Source organism: Algoriphagus lacus (genome assembly GCF_003583985.1).
GTDB lineage: Bacteria > Bacteroidota > Bacteroidia > Cytophagales > Cyclobacteriaceae > Algoriphagus > Algoriphagus lacus.
In genome coordinates this window covers 59,309-78,925 of record NZ_QXML01000007.1, presented here as the reverse complement: position 1 = coordinate 78,925, position 19,617 = coordinate 59,309, and the positions used below count along the sequence as shown (strand labels likewise).

General features: G+C 43.7%; 20 protein-coding genes and 1 tRNA gene. 6 read left to right on the top strand and 15 right to left on the bottom strand.

Translation table 11 applies throughout. From position 1 onward, the window contains the following. Positions 1–6: 6 nt before the first annotated feature. The 9 genes from D0X99_RS14365 to D0X99_RS14325 all read right to left on the bottom strand — a co-directional run bounded on the left by D0X99_RS14365 (position 7) and on the right by D0X99_RS14325 (position 8,369). Complete coding sequence (locus D0X99_RS14365) at positions 7–441, bottom strand: acyl-CoA thioesterase (protein WP_119478536.1); 435 nt, start codon at positions 439–441, stop codon at positions 7–9. After that, positions 441–992 (bottom strand): NUDIX hydrolase, encoded by a 552-nt coding sequence (locus D0X99_RS14360; protein ID WP_119478535.1) that lies wholly within the window; start codon positions 990–992, stop codon positions 441–443. The genes D0X99_RS14365 and D0X99_RS14360 overlap by 1 nt, the downstream gene beginning before the upstream one ends. Further along, a complete protein-coding gene (locus tag D0X99_RS14355; protein ID WP_119478534.1) occupies positions 985–1,587 on the bottom strand; it encodes a hypothetical protein in 603 nt (200 codons plus the stop codon). The genes D0X99_RS14360 and D0X99_RS14355 overlap by 8 nt, the downstream gene beginning before the upstream one ends. Next, positions 1,580–3,502 carry a RecQ family ATP-dependent DNA helicase gene (locus D0X99_RS14350; RefSeq protein ID WP_119478533.1) on the bottom strand — a complete coding sequence of 641 codons (1,923 nt, stop codon included), beginning with the start codon at positions 3,500–3,502 and terminating at the stop codon, positions 1,580–1,582. Before D0X99_RS14350 ends, D0X99_RS14355 begins: the two co-directional genes overlap by 8 nt. A gap of 1 nt (position 3,503) precedes the next feature. After that, on the bottom strand, positions 3,504–4,280 hold the full coding sequence (locus D0X99_RS14345) for an enoyl-CoA hydratase/isomerase family protein (RefSeq protein WP_119478532.1): 777 nt from the start codon (positions 4,278–4,280) through the stop codon (positions 3,504–3,506). 59 nt (positions 4,281–4,339) lie between these two features. Further along, complete coding sequence (locus tag D0X99_RS14340; protein ID WP_119478531.1) at positions 4,340–6,277, bottom strand: ComEC/Rec2 family competence protein; 1,938 nt, start codon at positions 6,275–6,277, stop codon at positions 4,340–4,342. A gap of 88 nt (positions 6,278–6,365) precedes the next feature. Continuing rightward, complete coding sequence (locus tag D0X99_RS14335; RefSeq protein WP_119478530.1) at positions 6,366–6,938, bottom strand: outer membrane beta-barrel protein; 573 nt, start codon at positions 6,936–6,938, stop codon at positions 6,366–6,368. Between the two features lie 38 nt (positions 6,939–6,976). Next, positions 6,977–7,411 (bottom strand): GNAT family N-acetyltransferase, encoded by a 435-nt coding sequence (locus D0X99_RS14330; RefSeq protein ID WP_119478529.1) that lies wholly within the window; start codon positions 7,409–7,411, stop codon positions 6,977–6,979. Then, the gene (locus D0X99_RS14325; protein ID WP_119478528.1) at positions 7,380–8,369 is read right to left on the bottom strand and encodes a PhoH family protein; all 990 of its coding nucleotides are present in this window, start codon (positions 8,367–8,369) and stop codon (positions 7,380–7,382) included. The genes D0X99_RS14330 and D0X99_RS14325 overlap by 32 nt, the downstream gene beginning before the upstream one ends. 105 nt (positions 8,370–8,474) lie before the next feature. Here D0X99_RS14325 and D0X99_RS14320 point away from each other — a divergent pair, with 105 nt between their 5' ends. The 3 genes from D0X99_RS14320 to D0X99_RS14310 all read left to right on the top strand — a co-directional run bounded on the left by D0X99_RS14320 (position 8,475) and on the right by D0X99_RS14310 (position 9,718). Beyond that, positions 8,475–9,245 carry an SAM hydrolase/SAM-dependent halogenase family protein gene (locus D0X99_RS14320; RefSeq protein ID WP_119478527.1) on the top strand — a complete coding sequence of 257 codons (771 nt, stop codon included), beginning with the start codon at positions 8,475–8,477 and terminating at the stop codon, positions 9,243–9,245. After that, entirely contained in the window at positions 9,245–9,544 is a 300-nt protein-coding gene (locus tag D0X99_RS14315; protein WP_119478526.1) for a putative quinol monooxygenase, read from the top strand. Before D0X99_RS14320 ends, D0X99_RS14315 begins: the two co-directional genes overlap by 1 nt. Before the next feature lie 90 nt (positions 9,545–9,634). Next, positions 9,635–9,718 (top strand) — tRNA-Leu (locus D0X99_RS14310). 103 nt (positions 9,719–9,821) lie between these two features. Here the strand turns inward: D0X99_RS14310 and D0X99_RS14305 are convergent. Continuing rightward, positions 9,822–12,347, bottom strand: a complete 2,526-nt coding sequence (locus D0X99_RS14305) for an ABC transporter permease (RefSeq protein WP_119478525.1) — start codon at positions 12,345–12,347, stop codon at positions 9,822–9,824. Continuing rightward, positions 12,340–13,017, bottom strand: coding sequence for an ABC transporter ATP-binding protein (locus tag D0X99_RS14300; protein ID WP_119478524.1), 678 nt, complete (start codon positions 13,015–13,017; stop codon positions 12,340–12,342). Before D0X99_RS14300 ends, D0X99_RS14305 begins: the two co-directional genes overlap by 8 nt. 248 nt (positions 13,018–13,265) lie before the next feature. On the opposite strand from D0X99_RS14300, the gene D0X99_RS14290 reads away from it, so the two are divergent. Beyond that, positions 13,266–13,952, top strand: coding sequence for an arylesterase (locus D0X99_RS14290; protein ID WP_119478522.1), 687 nt, complete (start codon positions 13,266–13,268; stop codon positions 13,950–13,952). Positions 13,953–13,958: 6 nt separating this feature from the next. On the opposite strand, the gene D0X99_RS14285 is transcribed toward D0X99_RS14290, so the two are convergent. From D0X99_RS14285 to D0X99_RS14270, 4 genes are read right to left on the bottom strand one after another with little or no spacing between them, the layout of a single operon-like run. Continuing rightward, positions 13,959–14,975 carry an ATP-grasp domain-containing protein gene (locus D0X99_RS14285; RefSeq protein WP_119478521.1) on the bottom strand — a complete coding sequence of 339 codons (1,017 nt, stop codon included), beginning with the start codon at positions 14,973–14,975 and terminating at the stop codon, positions 13,959–13,961. Between the two features lie 16 nt (positions 14,976–14,991). After that, the gene (locus D0X99_RS14280) at positions 14,992–15,675 is read right to left on the bottom strand and encodes an LbetaH domain-containing protein (RefSeq protein ID WP_147392237.1); all 684 of its coding nucleotides are present in this window, start codon (positions 15,673–15,675) and stop codon (positions 14,992–14,994) included. 2 nt (positions 15,676–15,677) lie between these two features. Next, on the bottom strand, positions 15,678–16,550 hold the full coding sequence (locus D0X99_RS14275; protein ID WP_158587708.1) for a glycosyltransferase family 2 protein: 873 nt from the start codon (positions 16,548–16,550) through the stop codon (positions 15,678–15,680). Between the two features lie 5 nt (positions 16,551–16,555). After that, positions 16,556–17,416, bottom strand: a complete 861-nt coding sequence (locus D0X99_RS14270; RefSeq protein WP_119478518.1) for a BKACE family enzyme — start codon at positions 17,414–17,416, stop codon at positions 16,556–16,558. A gap of 146 nt (positions 17,417–17,562) precedes the next feature. Here D0X99_RS14270 and D0X99_RS14265 point away from each other — a divergent pair, with 146 nt between their 5' ends. Both D0X99_RS14265 and D0X99_RS14260 read left to right on the top strand, forming a co-directional pair. Beyond that, positions 17,563–18,600, top strand: a complete 1,038-nt coding sequence (locus tag D0X99_RS14265; protein ID WP_119478517.1) for a sugar-transfer associated ATP-grasp domain-containing protein — start codon at positions 17,563–17,565, stop codon at positions 18,598–18,600. 42 nt (positions 18,601–18,642) lie between these two features. Continuing rightward, entirely contained in the window at positions 18,643–19,572 is a 930-nt protein-coding gene (locus tag D0X99_RS14260; protein WP_119478516.1) for a 1-aminocyclopropane-1-carboxylate deaminase/D-cysteine desulfhydrase, read from the top strand. The last annotated feature ends 45 nt before the right edge of the window (positions 19,573–19,617 follow it).

Sequence of the window (19,617 nt, the reverse complement as noted above, 5' to 3'; positions counted from 1 at the left end):
TACCAGTTAGGAGTTGGCCAACTTCACTCTATATTCCTCCGGAACCGAAACCGGCTTCATCGTTTTCATATCCACGGAAACCATGACGCATTTGCATTTGGCAAAAACACGAACTTCACCTTTGCTGTCCATTCCGATCAGATATTGCTCCAGGTCAAATGAGGAATTGCCAATTCGGGTGCATTTTACCAGGACTTCCACCTGATCTTCTAAATGAACTGGACGGAGGTAATCGATCTCAATCCTCCCTACGACCGTTCCAATGGTCATGACATTCCATCCGCAGACCTGATACAAAAAAACTGCTCGGGCATGCTCAAAATAGCTGAAATAAACGCCATTGTTGACATGCAGGTAGCCATCAATATCCGAAAAACGGATTTGAACTGGAGTGGAGAAAGAAATTTGGGATTTCAGTTGCGCAGGATCTTGCACTTCCATTAAAGCAGGATTTCGGATTTGCTGGTTTTTTCTAACATCCGGAGAATTGAGGGATTGTAACCGATCATATCCACGACCGAATCAAACGTAATCCAAGCCAGTGAAATACTTTCATTACTCATGATCAGAGGTTCATTGATATCAGCTTCAAACAGATACCTCACATCGTAATGAAAATGCTCAGGTACGTGGGGACGCTCTGGAATGATGTGCTTATCCAAGTCAAAAATGGATGAATCCACCAGTTTGAGGGACTTCAGTCCGCTTTCCTCTTCCGCTTCTTTCAAAGCCACTTCGATCAGATTTTCATTGCCGTCGGCATGTCCACCCAGTTGAAGCCATCTGCCCAATTTGCGGTGCAAAGTCAACAGTGTATGTGTCCGCCTTTCATTCACAATCCAGGCGGAAGCTGTAAAATGTCCCTCCAATCGCTCCCGCTTGTATGCAAGTGGATCGAGAGTCAGCTCGGCAAAATCAGAAATGAAGGCAGATTCCTCTTCGTAAGGAGTGCGGTAGATTTCAAGTTGGTGTCTAAAGGTATTTCTATCCATTTTTTCGTAGTTCGAAAATCCGATCCATCAATTGGTCGAATGGTTTGGCGTCTTGATAAAGACGATCGGAATATACCGTCGCCAGTAATTTGATATAACTGGGCTTATTGTCAATGCTCACTTTTTCCAACGCCACATTTCCATAAAGCTGAGAAATCAACTCTCCCTCAGCCGGAAGCTGAAGAGGAGGTTTAAAGTAAAATTTCTCGGTCACCTTCACCTGCTCGTTGATTTCTTCAAACTTACGGTCGAGGCTAACTTGCTCATATCCCAAAGCTAGAACCCGACGGCTAAAAGCCAAGAAAAGTCTGGAAAAAGATTTCAAATCGAAAGGATCTTCATAAGTCACTGCAAACCCATTAGCATACGGTGATTCGAATATATGAACCTGCGGATGCCCATTGATCTGAGTTCGCTTGAAATGGAAATTTTTGTAAACCAATGCAAATATCCGATCCGCCTCCTCCGAATTTATCCAGGAATCCAAATCCAATTGTTCGGCTTCTTTTAGGATAAAGTTTTCCTTGACCTTCATCGGAGATTTCTCCGAAGGAGGAAAGACTTTTTTCAAAAGGTCATCAAAGAAATTACCCATGAGGATGAATTGAAAGGATTGCTTCCGAGGACCGGTGCACCTGACCTTGATCGATCAACTGTCGCAGCAGACGGAGATTAGAATCGGAAAGAGGCTTGTTCAGTTTTTCAAACAAAGCCTGCTCTGATAACTCTCCCGATTCGGCTAAGGTTTCAAGTATTTTCAGTTTAAGCCTGTCTTCCTGAGTTTCGGGAACAAGTTGCTTTTTCTTTTCGATGCATACATCGCATATCCCGCATTCCGCATCGGTCTGTTCTCCAAAATACTCCTGGATAAACTGGGTGCGGCAGAGGCGAACCTGATGCGCATACTCCACCATACTTTTGGCCTTTTCAAGCGTCAACTCTTTTCGGGCTAGGATTCGGGCATGGTTCAGCGGGAGCTTACCAGCATCGTAGCGGTTGGTCAGAAAGGTCAGCTGAGGTTTATCTTTTCGCTGATCATAGTCCATCACCTCCAACTTTTCCAGCTGAAGGAGCGCTTTGACCAGATCCGGTTCTTTCATCTCCAGAGACTTGGCGATTTTACCTTCCTGAATTTTAATGTATTCCGAAAAAAGATTGCCCCCGTAAGTCCTCAACAGCATTTTGATCACTGGATCCAACTTGGCATAGGCGATCTGTATCTCATACAACCTGCTCGGATCCACCCTAAAATGCACCCTCGAGGGGGCAAAAAAGCTCTCATTGACCTCCACAAATCCTTCTTCGCCAAGCACCTTCATAGCATAGAAAGTCTCCAATACACCCAACTCATAGGTATGGCAAAAGTCCGAAAGGTCGAAGTCAAAACTGCTGAGCATATTACTTCCCACCGCCAGCTGAAAGTAATTGGCCAGGCATTGGTAGACCCGTTTCAGAAAATCCACCGGAGGATAACCGAGAGCGGATCGATCCATAAGTTGCTCGAAATCCTGCTCGTTTGCCAGCAAGACGGCAAATGCTTTCTTCCCATCCCGGCCAGCACGTCCGGCTTCCTGATAATAGTTTTCAAGGTTTTCCGGCAAATCGCTGTGAATGACCACCCGCACATCCGGCTTGTCGATCCCCATCCCAAAGGCATTGGTACTGACCATGACGCGGACTTGGTTGGATTTCCAGGCCTCTTGCCTTATCGCCCGGTCTGAGTTGGAAAGCCCTGCATGGTAGGCTGAAGCGGAGATTCCCAACTGACCAAGCGCCTTGGCGATTTGTTGGGTAGCCTGACGGTTTCGTACGTACCAGATGGCTGTTCCCGGTATCCGGTTTAGGATTTCGATTCCTTTTTCCAATTTATGTTCTACCAGCCTGACGCTGTAGCTCAGGTTTTTTCGGGAAAAGCTCTGGCGAAACTCGTTTGGAGACTTCATTTCCAGCTTTTCGAGGATATCCGCGCAGACTTGCGGCGTGGCCGAGGCAGTCAACGCCAACACAGAAACTTTGGGATGAAAAACACGGATTTTGGCGATTTCCAGGTATGGGGGGCGAAAATCATACCCCCATTGGGAGATGCAATGCGCCTCATCCACAGCGATCAGATTGACATTCATCTGCCGAAATCGCTCAATAAACAATTCCTGCTTCAGTCGCTCGGGAGAAACGTAGAGAAACTTATAATCTCCGTAAATGCAATTGTCAAGGGTTGTGTCGATCTCCCGGTAACTCATCCCGGAGTAAATCGCTGCGGCTTTGATCCCCTTTGCCTTCAAGTTGTCAACCTGATCTTTCATCAGAGCGATCAGCGGTGAAATCACCAGACAAATCCCTTCACGAGCCAACCCGGGAATCTGATAGCAAAGACTTTTGCCCCCACCGGTAGGTAAAAGTGCGAGAGTATCCTTCCCCTCCATCACGGAATCGATGACCTGCTTTTGCACCGGACGAAAATCATCCAGTCCAAAAACCTGCCTCAGAATATGAAGGAGCGTATTTTCCAATTTACCAGCTGGGTTTGATTTTGGACAAAAACGAAGAAACCCCTTTCACACAATCCGCATGGCCTCGTGCTTTGGCATTGGCTTCGGCGGCCAAATCCAAGGCTTTATGGCGTGCTTCCATTCCAAGGCTTCGGAGCAGTTGTTTCGTTTGCTGCATGGAAAAAGTGGAGTTTTCACTGATTAGTTTTTGAGCAAATTCGAGGGTACGTTTTTCCAAAAACTCTTGATCAACCGTTTCGGTAATCAAACCGAGCTCGGCAGCTTTTGTCGAGGAGATCAATTCTCCGGAAAGCAACAATTCAGTTGTTTTTGCCTGACCGATTTGCTCCGAAAGAAACACAGAAACCAACGCGGGAATGAATCCGATTTTCACCTCGGTGTATCCAAAAAGTGCTCCAGGAGTAGCAAAAGCAAAATCACAGACTGTCACCAATCCACACCCTCCAGCCAAAGCAGGCCCCTGAATCTGAGCGATGACCACCTTGGGAAACTCGTAGATTTTGGAAAAAAGCGCTTGGAGTCGCTTGCTGTCTGCCAGGTTTTCCTCAAACGAAAATCCCTGCATACGTTCCAAATAATCAAGATCGGCCCCTGCACAGAAAGCCTTTCCTTCGGCTTTTATGATCACCACTTTGACCTCCTCGTTTTTTTCAAACTCCGAAAATGCCAGACTCAAGGCCTGGATCAATTCAGGGCTGAGTGCGTTACGTTTTTCCGGACGGTTGAGCGAAATGAAACCAATTCGGTTTTTTACATGAGTTGAAATGGGATTCTGCATGGATCGATTTGAGCTTTGCTTGAAATTACAGGCATAAAATGCTAAGACCAAAGGAAGCCTTAGAAAACAATCCGAAAAGCTCCCTGAGTTGCCATTAAAGAATCTGAGGCAGCTAGTTCCCTGAACTCCGAGTGGAAAATTTCTTCTACTCGCTTTGGCTTCCTGTTATTCCAGAGAAATTTTCGTTGTTCCGGATCAAACTGAAAACTAAAAATTGGAAACCATAGCCCTGTGTTTTTTTCAATTGCTTTGGCAGATTCAGGAATTTGAGGGCGATGTTCTGCTATCCGATTGGGTTCGATGGAAAAACTGATCTGCTCCGGTGGAAAATCCTGATTCCACGACCAATGGGTTGAGCCTAATTTAAAATCCATCAGCAGTCCTTTTTCCCCTGAAAAAACCAGTAGCTCCTGGGAAGGACGGAAAAGCTCTTGAATCAGCCGATCTCCTGACCACAGCAGAAACAGAACTGTTGTCAAATAGACAAGTTTCTTTCGATCGCCCCATTCCCAATTTGCCCAGACTACCAACAATACCCAAACCAAAACCATCCCCAGAACCGAAATGGTCAAACGCTCCAAATTTCCTCCCGGGAACTGTTGAATAGTGAGCGTGATCCAGTTTTGCAGCCAAATCATTTCACTCAAAATCCAACCCAATCCGTCGCTGACAAACGGAATCCAACCGAAAACCAACAGCGGAATTCCCACCTGCATCACCAGGAAAGACAGCGGAATAATTATCAGATTGGCCAGCAAAAAGTAGGTCGGAAATATATGGAAATAGAAAATTGACAGAGGAAAGGTGGCCAGCTGTGCAGCCAAACTCACTGCCGTCATTTGCCAGAGGTACTCCAAAATCGGATTGGATGGTAACCACCAACGAAGAATCAGGGGCTGCAACAACAGAATGCCCGCTACCGCCAGGTACGAAAGCTGAAATCCAACTTCATAGATCACTCCAGGATCAAAGGCCACCATGAGGATGGCGGAAAAGGCCAAAATATTGAAAGAGGATGGCCTTCTCTCGCGCATTTGACCAGCTGTGAAAAGTGAAAACATCGTCGCCGCCCGAATTACTGAAGGCGAAAATCCGGTGAGAACCGCATAAGCCCAGATCAGCAGAATCACAGCGACCAGATAAATTTTTCTTGATCTCTTTTGCAGCCTAATTCCCTTGAGAGGAAAAAGCAAAATCGCGTAAATGATCCCTACGTGAAGACCGGAAACTGCTAGAATATGCATCGTCCCGGTCTCCGCATAGGCATCCCGGATTGCCTTATCCAAATCCTGCTTTTGCCCCAAAAGTAACGCAGAGGCGATTTGCCTTGAGTCAGGATCAGGAACTTTGGCATCGATTACCTCCACTAAGTTTTTCCTGAAATCCTCCAGCCAAAAGTTTGGAGTAGCAACTTCGGAGGAATCGATCAGGGTGAATTTTTCTCCGATAAACTGTCGAAAATGGATATCGCTTCGGGCCAAAAAACCTTTATAATCAAATTCATTCGGGAAAGCCGGAGGGGGTATTGATTCCGGAGATTTTCCCACCAAGATCACCTGCCCGGGAAGAAGTGGGGTTTTACTTTTATGGTAAATCAGTACTTTTCCTTTGGATTTCATCCATCCCAAACTGTCCCGTAAAGCGATTACTTCCAGTTGATTTTCCAAGGAGTTGGGCTTTTGAACATCGTGTTTTTGCACCTTGGCCAAATACGAATTTGAATGGAGAAGCCTTGGATCGAAAGATTCGAGCGCATTGTTTTTCTGAATTTCTGAAAGAAAAAAACCAGTGCAAAACAGCATCAAATAGGCCAGAGCCGCATAAATCAAAGGATTTGCACTTTTCTCCCTAGCTATCAAAAACCAATAGACCAAGCCTGAAACTCCAATCAATCCTATGGGAATCATTAGGGGTATCCCAAAATCCTTGCGGGACACCAAAATCCCAAAGACCAAAAAAGGGAGGTAACGCAAAAAGGGAAAGTCAGCAAATCTCATTCTGAAAAAAAATTAAAACCTTAAGTTAAAAAAATCAGGGTAAAAAAAAGAGCCCTTGTGCAGGGCTCTCAGAACTATTCTTCAGGAATTAAAAGCGGTAACCTAGGCTAAAACCTGCATTGGGCTCGATGGCAGTGAATTTATCCGAAACAGCCTCGCTGAAATTGCGGGCGATGCTCGCATAGGGTCCAAATGCAAAATGCTCCGAAACCTCCCATTTGTATCCAAATCCTGCACCTAAGATGAAGGCAGTCATGTCGGTAGTGATAATGGCAGCATCTCCTGCCTCCTCAAAATCTCCAAATCTGAATTTCAGAAAAGGATATACATGAAATCTTCCGCTGGGTTTGTTGCCGAAATAAAAATTCATTCCGGTTTGGATGGAATTAGTTTTATAGGTCTTCCCGTCATCTTCTGAATTATACCCAAATCGGTCATTGATATGAACCTGTAGATCCAAGGAGTGGCTTTCGCTGAGGAAGCGTTCATATCCGACTTCAAAAGATCCGAGGACAATCAGATTGAGAAAGTTGAGTTTGATTTCATTGTCAAAAGTCCCAACGATTGGATTGGATGTCCCCGAGGATGAAATGACCTGTTGGGAAAAAGCCGAAAAGGAAAGACTACTGGCAAAAAGGAAAGCTAAAATTGATTTTTTCATAAAGTAAGACAGTTGGTTTAAAAGCAAATGGACAAGGATTAGGCCAACTCCATCTTAAAGTGCTTGATATTGCATTCTTCAAACATCTCTCCGACTTTTTCAAAGCCAAACTTGGCATAAAGAGGAATTGCAGACAGTTGAGAATGGAGGTATTTGATTTTGCCTTCTGACTTTGGATTGGCATTGACATCTGCCAGCACAGCAGCAACCAATGCCTGACCGACTCCCTTTCCGCGAGCTTCCTTCAAGACGGCAAAACGCTCCATTTTAATACCGTTTTTCGTAAATCTCCAGCGTGCTGTTCCGACAGGGCTTCCCTCTAGTTTGGCCAAAAAATGAGTGGACTCCTCCTCAAATTCGTCGTATTCAACAGTTGGATCAACTTTCTGCTCGATGACAAATACGAGTTCACGAATTTTTAATGCTTCCTCCTGAGATTTTTTATTCGCTATTTTTTCGACTGTTAGCCTCATGACGTCTTTGCTCTTCCAATTCCGTGTTGATCTCATAGGCTTCAATGATGGCCTTCACAAGTTTGTGTCGGATTACATCTTTTCCGCTCAGGCTCACCACTCCGATTCCTTTTACATCTTTCAAAATCCTGAGTGCTTCTGACAAACCGGATTTTTGGCGGACCGGAAGATCAACTTGAGTTTGGTCACCGGTAATGATGACTTTGGAATTTGGACCCATACGGGTCAAAAACATCTTGATCTGCTCGCTTGTCGTGTTTTGAGCTTCATCCAACAGCACAAAAGCATCATGAAGTGTACGCCCTCTCATGTAGGCCAAGGGTGCGATTTCGATGACTCGGGTTTCCTGGTAATATTTCAGCTTTTCCGGCGGCACCATATCCTGAAGCGCGTCGTAGATCGGTCTGAGGTAGGGATCAAGCTTTTCCTGAAGATCTCCTGGAAGAAAACCTAAATTTTCCCCTGCCTCCACTGCCGGACGGGTAATGATGATTCGTTTTACCTCCCTGTTTTTCAATGCCCGAACAGCCAATGCAACTGCAATGTACGTCTTGCCTGTACCTGCAGGACCTAGTGCAAACACCAGGTCGTTTTTCATTGCAGCTTCCACCAGCTTCCGCTGATTGGGCGATTTGGGTTTGATGACCAATCCCTTATTGCCAAATACGATCACCTGGTCACGATTGGCTTCCTCAAAAGGAATTCCCTCGATGTCGAGGTAATCTTTGACATTTTCAGGAGTAATGTGACCAAAGCGATCTACGTGTTCCAGCAATAGATTGATCAGGTCATTGATGCGCAAAATCTCCGGGGCACTTCCCTGAATCCGGATTTCGTTGCCTCTGGATACGATTTTGCATTGGGGGAAAGCTTGGGCAATTTGTCGTATATTTTCATTGGCAGTGCCCAAAAACTCAGCCAAGGGGACATTTTCTAAAGTGATGACTTTTTCTACCAAACTCGTGTATTGATTAGATTAACCTTGAAGGCAAAAGAATAAAATTTCTATTTTTGTTCACTCCCCCCTCAAACAAAATTACACAATTTTAATAGACTTGCTTGTATGGCATTGGTGACATTCCTCTCTGACTTTGGGGATAAAGACTATTACGTTCCGGCTGTAAAGGCCAAAATGCTTTCGATAAATCCACAGCTGAACATCGTCGATATATCTCATCACATAGAGCCATACGACATTGAGCATGCGGCTTTTATTCTTCGATCGACATTCCGGGAATTTCCCAAGGGGACGGTACATCTGGTGGGAATCAATACCACCGGAACGATGACTCAAGGTTACATTGGGGTGAAACTGGAGGAGCATATTTTTGTTGGCCCAAACAACGGGATATTAAGTCTCTTGGCGGATCAGGATCCAGGCATTTTGGTTCAGTTTGCGGACATACACCTGAAGGATTCCACTTTCCCGACCCGGGATATTTTGGCTCCCATTGCTGCCAAAGTAGCCAGCGGAGCCGCAATCCATGACTTTGGAGGGCCCTTGACCAACTTCCGCAAACTGATGGCACGACAGGCAAAAGCTACCCGGGAGCACATCATCGGCCATGTGATCCGGATCGATCGCTATGGAAACCTGCTGACCAATATCCGAAAGGATGTGTTTGAAAAACTTAATCCTGGCAAGTTCACCATTCAGTTTGGAAGGGAGTCTGTAACCAAGCTTCAGAGCGGTTACGATCAAGTGGAAGCCGGTGATCCGTTTGCATTTTTCAACAGCCTGGATTTACTCGAAATCGGCATCAACATAGGGCATGGAGGAAACCTGCTGGGCTTGAAGCAAGACAGTGTGGTCTACATTCACTTTGGAGGTTGATGCTAGTCCGGATTGTACGCATGACTTTCAGGCCGGAGACGATACCCGCCTTTTTGGAAAACTTCGAAACTCACAAGGATTCGATTCGGAATTTTCCGGGATGCAGGCACTTGGAGCTTTGGAGAGACTTTTCTTCCGAAAATATTTTTATCACCTACAGTCATTGGGAAAGTGAAGACGCGCTCAATCAGTACCGTGATTCTGAGCTGTTTAAATCCGTCTGGAGCTTTACCAAGGCACTTTTTGCAGAAAAACCACATGCTTTCAGCTCAAAAAAATTGCAGGAAGTAGGAAAATGAGTTTGTAGGAAATCATTTTTGTATTCATATTTGCAGCCCGTTCAACAAGGAACGGAAACACAAATTCTGATCTGATCAGATGCGTACCATGCCCAGGTGGCGGAATCGGTAGACGCGTTGGTCTCAAACACCAATGAGGTTACACTCGTGCCGGTTCGACTCCGGCCCTGGGTACGTCCCTAAAGGCTCCTTCTCAAAAAGAAGGAGCCTTTTTTATGCAAAAAGCCCCCGTTTCCGGAGGCCCTTCTTTGATTTTAGATTCTTCGTTTTCAATTTCTCATCCGTTTCCTCTCAGGATTTCCATCGGAGGCTGATTAATGATCTTCCGGCCGTTAAGCCAGCCCAAAACAATCGTGAGGCCTGTTATTGCCAAATAGATTACCAAACCTTCCTTCCAAGCCAAGCCAAAGCTCATTTCGAAAACAAATCTTCCCAATAGGAATGTTGCCATAAACGACAACAGGATACCTGAAAGAGATGCCAAACTGCCTAGAAAGAAGTATTCAAGGGTATTGATTTTTCGAACTGTTCCCGAACTGGCTCCTAAGGTTCTCAACAATATGCTTTCCCGCATCCGCTGATATTTGCTGATGATCAGGGAGCTGATCAAAACCAGGATTCCGGTTGCGATACTGAAAAAGGCCATGAACTGAATCACGAAACTGATTTTCCCGAGAATTTCTTCCAAGGTCTCCACGATGGTTCCGAGATTTATTATTGAAATATTCGGGAAAGAACGGACGATTTCCGACTGAACATCTGCGGCTTCCCGGTCGGTCTTGGTCTTGGTGATCAGCACGTGAAATTTTGGGGCCTGCTCCAATACTCCGGAAGGAAACAGAACCAGAAAATTGGTGGAAACCTGATTGAATTTCACATCCCTGAAGCTTCCGATGTAGGTTTTGATAGGTCTGCCTTGTACATTAAACTCGAGTTCGTCTCCTATTTTCAGGCCATTTCCTTCTCCAAATCCTTTCTCCAAAGAAACAAAAATGCTGTCGCCCCGAGCTCCCAAGGGGATCAATTCTCCCGCAGTCAATGTTTCGGAAGCGATCAAGGTATCCCGATAGGTAACTCTAAACTCCCTGTTGTAAAGCCAGCGGGAATAATTTTTATCATCCGGTAACTCCTCATTGGCCTTTTTGTCCACCCCGTTGATCGAGTTGAGATTCATGGTTACAATCGCCACCTCCTGCAAAATAGGCAACTTCCGGTCTGTCACTCTTCCACGCACTTCATCCAATTGCGAAGACTGTATATCAAACATCAGCATGTTGGGCTGATCTTTTTTGTCCGCAAATTTCGCTTCAGCCAGCAATTGATTTTGAAGGAAAAAGAGCGTGGCTATCATCGCGGTGCCCAGGCCGATCGTCGCAATCAGAGAAATAGTCTGGTTATTGGGACGATACAAATTGGCCAAAGCCTGCCTCCAGGTGTACTCAAGGGAAATGGGAAGGAATTTCCTAACTGCCCACATGATCAGTTGTCCTACACCCCAAAGCGCCCCGAATGCCACAATCACAAAACCGGTAAATCCAAGCGCCCAGGTCACTTGCTTGAGCAAGTAAAAGCTGAATCCCCAGATAAATACCAAAATACCTGCAATCACCAACCAGCGAAGTGGATCTTTCATCAAAGTCGAATCCGCAGTCTCCGGTCTAAGTGTAGCCATTGGAGAAACATTTCTCACTTTCAGCAAAGGCAACAATGCGAACAAAATCGACACAAACAAACCGGTGATGATACCGAATCCTACCGAAATCCATGACACGCCTACATTGACCTCCACAGGCAAGAAGTCGGAGAACACCACTGGCAAAATATACTGAAGAAGTGTACCTAATCCTGAACCGAGAAGGGCTCCCACGAGCCCCATGACCACAATCTCAGCAAGATAAATCAATAGCACATCTCTGGAAGCCACTCCCAAACATCTCAAAACTGCCACGGAGGCAAGCTTTTCCTTTACAAAAACATTGACTGCTGAAGCAACACCCACACAGCCCAGTAGTAGAGCAATGAAAGCAACCAGACTCAAGAAATTGGAGAGGTTGGAAAATGACCGACCTGTTGATTGCTTACGGTCCTCCACCGTATCTGCATCCAAACGATCCTCTTCCCACTTTTCTTCAAAAGGTTTGATCAGTTCTTCCACATCTGTGCCAGGAGTAAACTGCAAATAGCGACTGTACTCCACTCGGCTTCCGTACTGGACCAAGCCTGTCTCTTGTAAATAGGCCATCGGGATGTACACAGCGGGAGCTACCGTAGCTGTAATTCCTGTTTGTCCGGGAACTTTCTGAAGTTCTCCCGCTATCTGAAAAGTAACTGCTCCAACCTTGATCGAGTCCCCGACCTGAGCATTAAACTGAGCCATTAAGGTCTTTTCTACCAGGGCCTTTTTGCCTCCTCTACGGAAGTCTGCCTCCCCAACTAAAGGGATGGTTTCAAGTTTTCCATAAAAAGGAAAATTCCCCTCAAGTGCCCTGACTTGAGTTAATCGGCTGGCACCAGTGCTTGGAAAAGCTACCATAGAGGCAAAATTCACCTCTGAGGCCATCTCACTTGCCAATGAATCCACTGGTTGGTCCCCGATTGGCTTGTTATTTTCAAGAACTAAATCTGCCCCTAGAAGCTCCTTTGCCTGATTGTCAATATCCTTAGTCAAGTTTTCACCAAAACTGCTGATCGCGACCAAGGCTGCAATCCCCACAACTATCGAGGATACAAAAAGCAGAAGGCGCGACAAGTTTTTCCGGAAATCCCGGAGCGCCATTTTCAAAATCCAACCAAAATCAGGCATGAGTATCCTCCTGTATTTTTCCGCCTTTAATGTGAATGATTCGCTGGGTTTTTGCTGCCAACTCCAAATCGTGGGTAACCAACACCAGCGTTGTGCCCTGTTCCTTATTGAGATCAAAAATCAATTTTTCGATCATTTCACCAGTTTCCGTATCAAGGTTTCCGGTTGGTTCATCTGCAAATAAGATCTTTGGCTCATTGGCAAAAGCTCTGGCAATTGATACCCGCTGCTGTTCTCCTCCGGAAAGTTGAGTTGGGTAGTGAGTGGATCGATCTCCCAAACCCACTTTTTCGAGCAATTCCTGCGCTTTTTGCCGTGCATCTTTGCGCTTTTTTAGCTCAAGAGGTACCATGACATTTTCCAATGCGGTGAGTGTAGGGAGCAATTGGAAGTTTTGAAAAATAAATCCCACATCTTTATTTCTAACTGCAGCTCGTTGATCCTCATTTAATTTTTCAAGCGCCTGTCCGTTGAGGACAACGCTTCCGGTGGATCCGGAATCGAGTCCAGCACACAGACCCAAAAGTGTGGTTTTCCCACTTCCCGAAGGACCAACAATAGAAATGGTTTCGCCCGCCTGAATATCAAAATTGACCTCATCCAAAACAGTCAATTTTCTGTTTCCGCTTTGGTAGGTTTTACTTAAATTCTTGATCGATAAAATGCTCATGAAAAGCCTTGATTTTAGAGTTGAAAGGTCAAACGCTAAAGTCCCAACTTTGTTGGACAAAGGAATTGAACTCCGGGTTGACCAAGTAAATAAAAGAAAATTAAGCGTTGGAAGCCAAGTGCTATCGACAGAAGGGCATATTTGCTCGACCAACGCAGAAAAAGCTATTTTTACATCCAAGATTAAAAGAAAGCTGAATTAAGCCGAACCTTTTTTCCAAAAAACCTTTATTAAGAAAAACTCACAAAATGTCCCACCATAGAATTTCATTCCCATTCCTTTTAAGTCTTATTATTTCAGTTGCCCTGCTAGGTGCCTGTGGATCTTCTACCGAGCAAAAGCAATCAGAAACTGCAACAGCTGATTCGACTCAAGTAAAATCCGCACAAAAAACCATTCTATTCTTCGGAAACAGTCTGACAGCTGGATATGGAATTGATCCGGAGGATGCTTTCGCCGGGTTGGTGCAGGCAAGATTGGACAGCTTAGGTAAGGATTACCGGGTGATTAACGGGGGACTCAGTGGAGAGACTACCGCTGGGGGATTGAGTCGTTTGGACTGGTTTCTGGAGGAAGAGCCTTTCATTTTTGTGCTGGAATTGGGAGGAAATGACGGTTTGAGAGGAATCCTGCCCAGTGAATCAAAAAGCAACCTTTTGGCCATCATAGATAAAGTTCGGGCAAAGTACCCGAATACGACTATTATTTTGGCAGGCATGCAGATTCCACCGAATATGGGTCAGGAATATACTGAGGAGTTTAAGGCAATTTACCCCGCTGTGGCGGCCGAGAAAAACGTGACCTTAATTCCTTTCCTACTGGAAGGTGTGGCCGGAAATCCTGACCTGAACCTGCCTGACGGCATCCATCCGACGGAGGAAGGGCATAAAATTGTGTTTGAGACAGTTTGGAAAACTCTGGAGGGACTAATTTAATCCATTTTACTCTCTGGAAATTATCGTAATCCCCTTCACAGCTTTACTTCCGATTCGGGGAGTTAAATAAATTGTTGGGTCTACGACTTCGCCTTTGAGCCACTTGATCAGAGCTTTTGGAAGATGTATTCCAGCATGATGCGAAAATGGATATCCTCCGCTAAATCTTGGGTTAAATTCAAGAATGTAAGCTTTCCCATTTGTCCAAAAAACATCAGCATCCATCACCAATGGAAATCTGAAAATCTCACTGATCTTTTGCCCAAGCGCTTCAAGTTCCTGGTGTTTGACGGTTTCCACAGCCTCAGTTTCCCCTCCCTTCCTCAATAGTTTCTTATTTACAACAGTGACCTGATAGTTGCCTTCCAGATCATTTAGTATATCCAACATGTACTCTTCTCCGGTCACATAGGCCATAATCAACAATTCTCTTCCGGGATCTTGGCTACTCTCATACTTCAGAAAGGAATTGGCAATTTCTCTTTGAGCCTTTTTAAAGTAAAAATCCAGCTCTTCCTGATTTTCTGCGAGGTAAACCGAAAGCGAGCCCATGCCCCATCTTGGCTTAATAATCACAGGAAAATCAATTTTGCCATTTTGTTTGGCACTGTAAAAATCTTCTAAATCACAAAAAGTCGGGACTGTTTCAAACCCCTGCTCTTTTAAGAACTGATAGGTTTTATATTTATCATTTGCCAAAAGTGCAACCCATTCCTCGGGAGCCAAGGTGTATATTCCTGCGGACTCAAATCTCGCTTTATTTTTTGCCAAAACAGGCAGGTCATTGTCCAGCAAAGGGACGATTAAATCAATTTTGTTTTTGACACAATAATCAATCAGGAAATCCACATAGCCTTCCGAATGAATCGGCGGTGCCAAAGCATAGTCATCAGCCACAAACAAGGCCGGGGCATTGAGGTGACTGTTGATGGCGAAAACCTTACCCCCATAAAGCTGGAGTGCTTCCTTGAAATAATCTACCAAGTAATTTCTCCTTCCTACGCTCGTCAAGAGTACATTCATCGACAATAATTGAGAATCAGTTAGAAATAGAAATTTTTGACCAGCGCTCGTTTTCCCGGACTACTCTGCAGGGATTACCATAGGCTATCATCCCATCTGGGATATCTTTTGTCACCACACTACCTGCGCCTATTAGGCATCTTTTTCCAATTTTAACATTATTAGAAACTATGGCACCAACCCCTATTTCCGAACCTTCACCAATGGTAACAAACCCAGCCAAAACGGCTCCTGGGTTGAGAGTCGCAAAATCTTCCAAGACTGCATGGTGACCAACTGAAGCACCTCTTTTTAATGTCACCCCAAAACCTAGTTTTGCCATTGAGGATACTAAAGAAAGTGGCTCCATCAACAGCCCTTCTTCTGAACTCGCAGTAGGTGCGAAATCTGCCGTATGATGGATCAAACTGATATATTGCTCACGATTGATTTGGTAGTTCTTCTTAAAGTGTTGGTATAGCAAATATTTTACATTTCCGTGATGAACCCCGAACTGGACAGGAAAATCCCTTTCAGGATCAAATGAATACTCATAGTCAAAAAAGTGGGTTGTTTTAAACAAATGTGAAAGAAAGATACAATCTGGCCTGTCAATATTTTTAATAATGTCAAAAACTTGGCAACCAAAAATTTGAAAGGCATTTTCCATGACTGTAGAAACACCGCCATCGCTATGTCCAAGTAAAATTAGTTTTTCCATTTTCAAGAATTATTTTTTCGTTTTTTAGTTGGTCTGAAAAAAATATGAAATCCCCTTTTTAAGGAATAACCCATGGTCCTGAAAAATTGGATGGGGTCATGATGGACATAATAATACAGATACCAGTTGTTTCGATACTGTGCCTTATGATTCTTTTTTTCACTCTGACTTTGGAAGGCACCTGTTGGGTTTTTACGATAAATGGTGGTAACCTCTGGCATATACACCGTCAATCCTCGAAGCTTATAAAAGGCAAAAATTACCATGTCCAAAGGGACTGGCAATTTGACTACAGGATTATTTAGGAGTTCTGTCATCCGATTTCTCATCATCCAGCTGGAGATATGTCCGAGGTATTGAACTTTTTTCAAATCAGAAGGATGAAAAATTTGAAATTTATCAGGAAGACCTGGAGGAAATTCCACACCTCTTTCTTCCACCTTTGTATTGGTTATACAAAGGCTGGCCTCTGGAAAATCCCGCATTACTTTTAATTGCTTTTGGAGTTTTTCAGGATCCAGCCAAAGATCATCTCCATCACAAATACAAACAAATTCCCCGCGCGCACTTCTATAGAGCCCCAGGTGATTTAGTTTTCCGGATTTTTTACCTAATAGAAATATTTTATCCTCATCCCGTCTCAAAAAAAGGCGAATTTTATCCGGATACCGATCCGCGTAATTGAGGCATATTTCTCTAGTCCCATCCGTGCTATCGTCCTCTCCAATCAATATTTCAAATGGAAAGTCTGTTACTTGCATCAAAAGACTGTCTAAGCAAGTGGAAATAAACGCAGAATGCTGAAAAGTAGGAACACAAACCGATACTAAGGGTTTGACCTGGTTTACTGGCTTGGACTCTCCCAAATATTCCATGGTCATTAATTCTGTGAAAGCCCTTTCAACTGTTTTCTAAGGACCGTTTTATTGTAAAATCCAAGCTCACCAAATTCTTTGGAGGAGTATAGTTCCTTTCCATTTAATTCGATCAAATCATGGATTCTTCTGACCAATTCTAGGTTGTTACAAAGCCGGCTTTTTTCTTCATCCCACCACAAATTATCCTCAATTCCCACACGAACACCATACCCCATTGCGATTGCGGAGGCATTCACTGGTAATTGATACTCGCCCAAACCGGCAAGTGAAATGTAATGGTTACTGGGGATTTCCTGGATTGCAGCACCCATTTGGCTGAAAGTCGCCTGCATTCCAGCAATATTTCCAAATAGAAGATTCCAGTAAAATGGACCTTTTAAAATCCCCTTATTGATTAGGTAGTTGCCGTAATTAATCATCCCAAGGTCAAAACACTCAAGTTCTGCCACTACCCCATTTTCCATCATTTTCTCCGCCAATCTAACAATCATGTCCGGGGAATTAAGGGAGGCTTGCTTGGCAAAATTCAAAGAGGAAAGCGTCAAAGAACACATGTCTGGTTTCAATTCGATCACTTCGGAACGCTTTTCGAATTCCGGAAAATTCCTCCCGGAACTGCTTCCACAAATGATTAGATCAGGGCAATATTTTCGCACACCGTCAAAAATCTCCCGGTAAACATTTTTTCGATAAGTCGGTACGCCATCTTCCTCTCTGGCATGTAGGTGTGCTATTGTTATCCCTAGTTCGTATGCCTCGTGTGTTTGTTCGATGATTTCCTGGGGTGAAATCGGCACAAAAGGTGAATGGCTCTTCTGAGGAACCATGCCGGTAGGACAAAAATTTATTGCTATTTTTTTCATTTTAAAGAATGTAATCAAGCTTGGGAAAATCTTTCCTTATAAACCCTCTTAATTTCAAATATAAGGAGTATTATGACTTTTTGAATTCAGAAAAATGCAGTTTAATCTAAAAACCATAACTTGAGAAACCGATTTCATTTTCTTTAATGTACCTGAATCGCTTAAAAAATTTCTTTTTACGAGAAGTCCGAAAATTCTCCCCTAACAACCAGTGGTACTCTAAAGGACTTCCTGTCCAAATAGACAACAAACGAAAAAGAGAACTCCTTGCCAGAGGATTTTACCCGAGCACGAGCCTTTTTTATGACTTCGAGAAATACGGGTATGAGCTATATCTAAATGAAAGGGATTACAAGAAAATGTACCCATTGAATAAGCCCTCTGTTTCTTTCTTAATTGACAACAAGGCTTATTTACCAGTTTTGTTTAAGGCAAAACCCCATTGGCTGCCAACTTTTTACGCCAATTTTCAATATGGTCAACTTTTATTTCACCAAGGAATAACAGACCCAAATCAAACTATGGCTGAAATCCTAAAAAAAGCGCTGGTTGAATTTGGCTCGCTGATCGTAAAACCAACTGCTGATGGAGGAGGAAGAAAAATAATCAAACTGAATTCCATCAACTTTGAAGAACAAATAGATCAGATAATGTCACGAGATGTGGTCATTGCTTGCACGCTTCAAAATGAAGAATTCCTCAAAGAAATATCTCCTCTTTCGTTAAATACAATGCGTGTGATGTTTTTCAAAACAAAAAATAAGAAAAACAAAATTCTGATGGTTGGGCAGCGGTTTGGAACCCAAAAATCAAATCTCGTAGATAATATTGCCAGTGGAGGATTTGGATTCACGGTTAATCTCAAGACCGGAAAATTTTCCAGTCCTTATTCTTTCACTATACCTTTTCGAAAGGAAGATTTTAGATACCACCCGGATAGCGGAATGAACCTGGAAAATTTTCAATACCCAGACTGGCAGATTCGGCTAAATCAAATTCAGGAAATTGTTGATTTTTTGGATTTCGTAGAATATGGAGGATTAGACCTTGCCTTTACTCCTGATGGAATAAAAGTGGTTGAAATCAATTCCCATCCTGAGTCCATTTTTTTTCAATTGGATCAACCTGCTTTTCTAGATGCGGAATTCCGGGAGTTTATCAGCTCGAAACAAAAGCACAATTGATTACAAAATGAGTCTTCAGGAACTTTAAAATCCAATTCCGCCATGTTTAGATATTCTCCCATCGAGTATTCACCTTATCTCTCAAAACTCACTCAAACCGATTTTTATATCAAAAGAGAAGATTTGATACCGTTTGGTGGAGGAGGAAATAAAGCAAGAATTGTCCGTCGTCTGCTTGACGATGCTAAAAAACAACAAGCGGATGTAATCGTCACAGCAGGAGGACCATACTCGAATTTCAACAGAGCTCTTGCTTTAACCGCCATCCCGGAAGGGTTTCTCGTTAAGATTATTTTGATTCAAAAAGAAGAACCACTCCCTGAATATCCTCTCAATAAAAAAATTTGTGATTTTATGGGGGTCGAATTTATCGAATCCCTTCCTGAAAAAACCAGTGATACCATTCGAGTTCAGCTTGAAAAATTGGAAGCTAAGGGAAGCCGACCTTACTTCATTTATGGAGGAGGTCATACATCTGTAGGATGCGAAGCCTATTTAGATTCCTCAAAGGAAATTTTAGAACAATTAGGGTTTGTGCCGAATTTGATTGCGACTCCGCTAGCGACTGGAACAACATTTACTGGACTTTTGGCTGGTAGCAAAATCCATTTGCCCAACACAGAAATTTTGGGAATCAGTGTGGCTAGGGAAAAACGTCAAATTATCGCCAATACTCAGGCCCAATTGGGATCAATCCATAAAACCCAAGGAGAAGTCATAAACTTTTCCGATTTGGAAAATCAACTTGTGGACGGATACACCTGTGGAGGTTATGGTAAAAAAACTCCCGAACTTGAGGATTTCATCCAAAAAACCATGGTCCATACCGGTCTATTATTAGATCCTATTTATAGTGGTAAAGGTCTGTTTGGCCTCACTCAACACCTCAGGCAAACTCAAAAATACCAAGGAAAAAAAGTAGTTTTCTTACACACTGGAGGAGTTTTCAATTTTGCATCCAAGGGTCACTAGGTAGCATTTCAGAAAAAAAACGACCTCTCTCTCCAAAATTCAGCA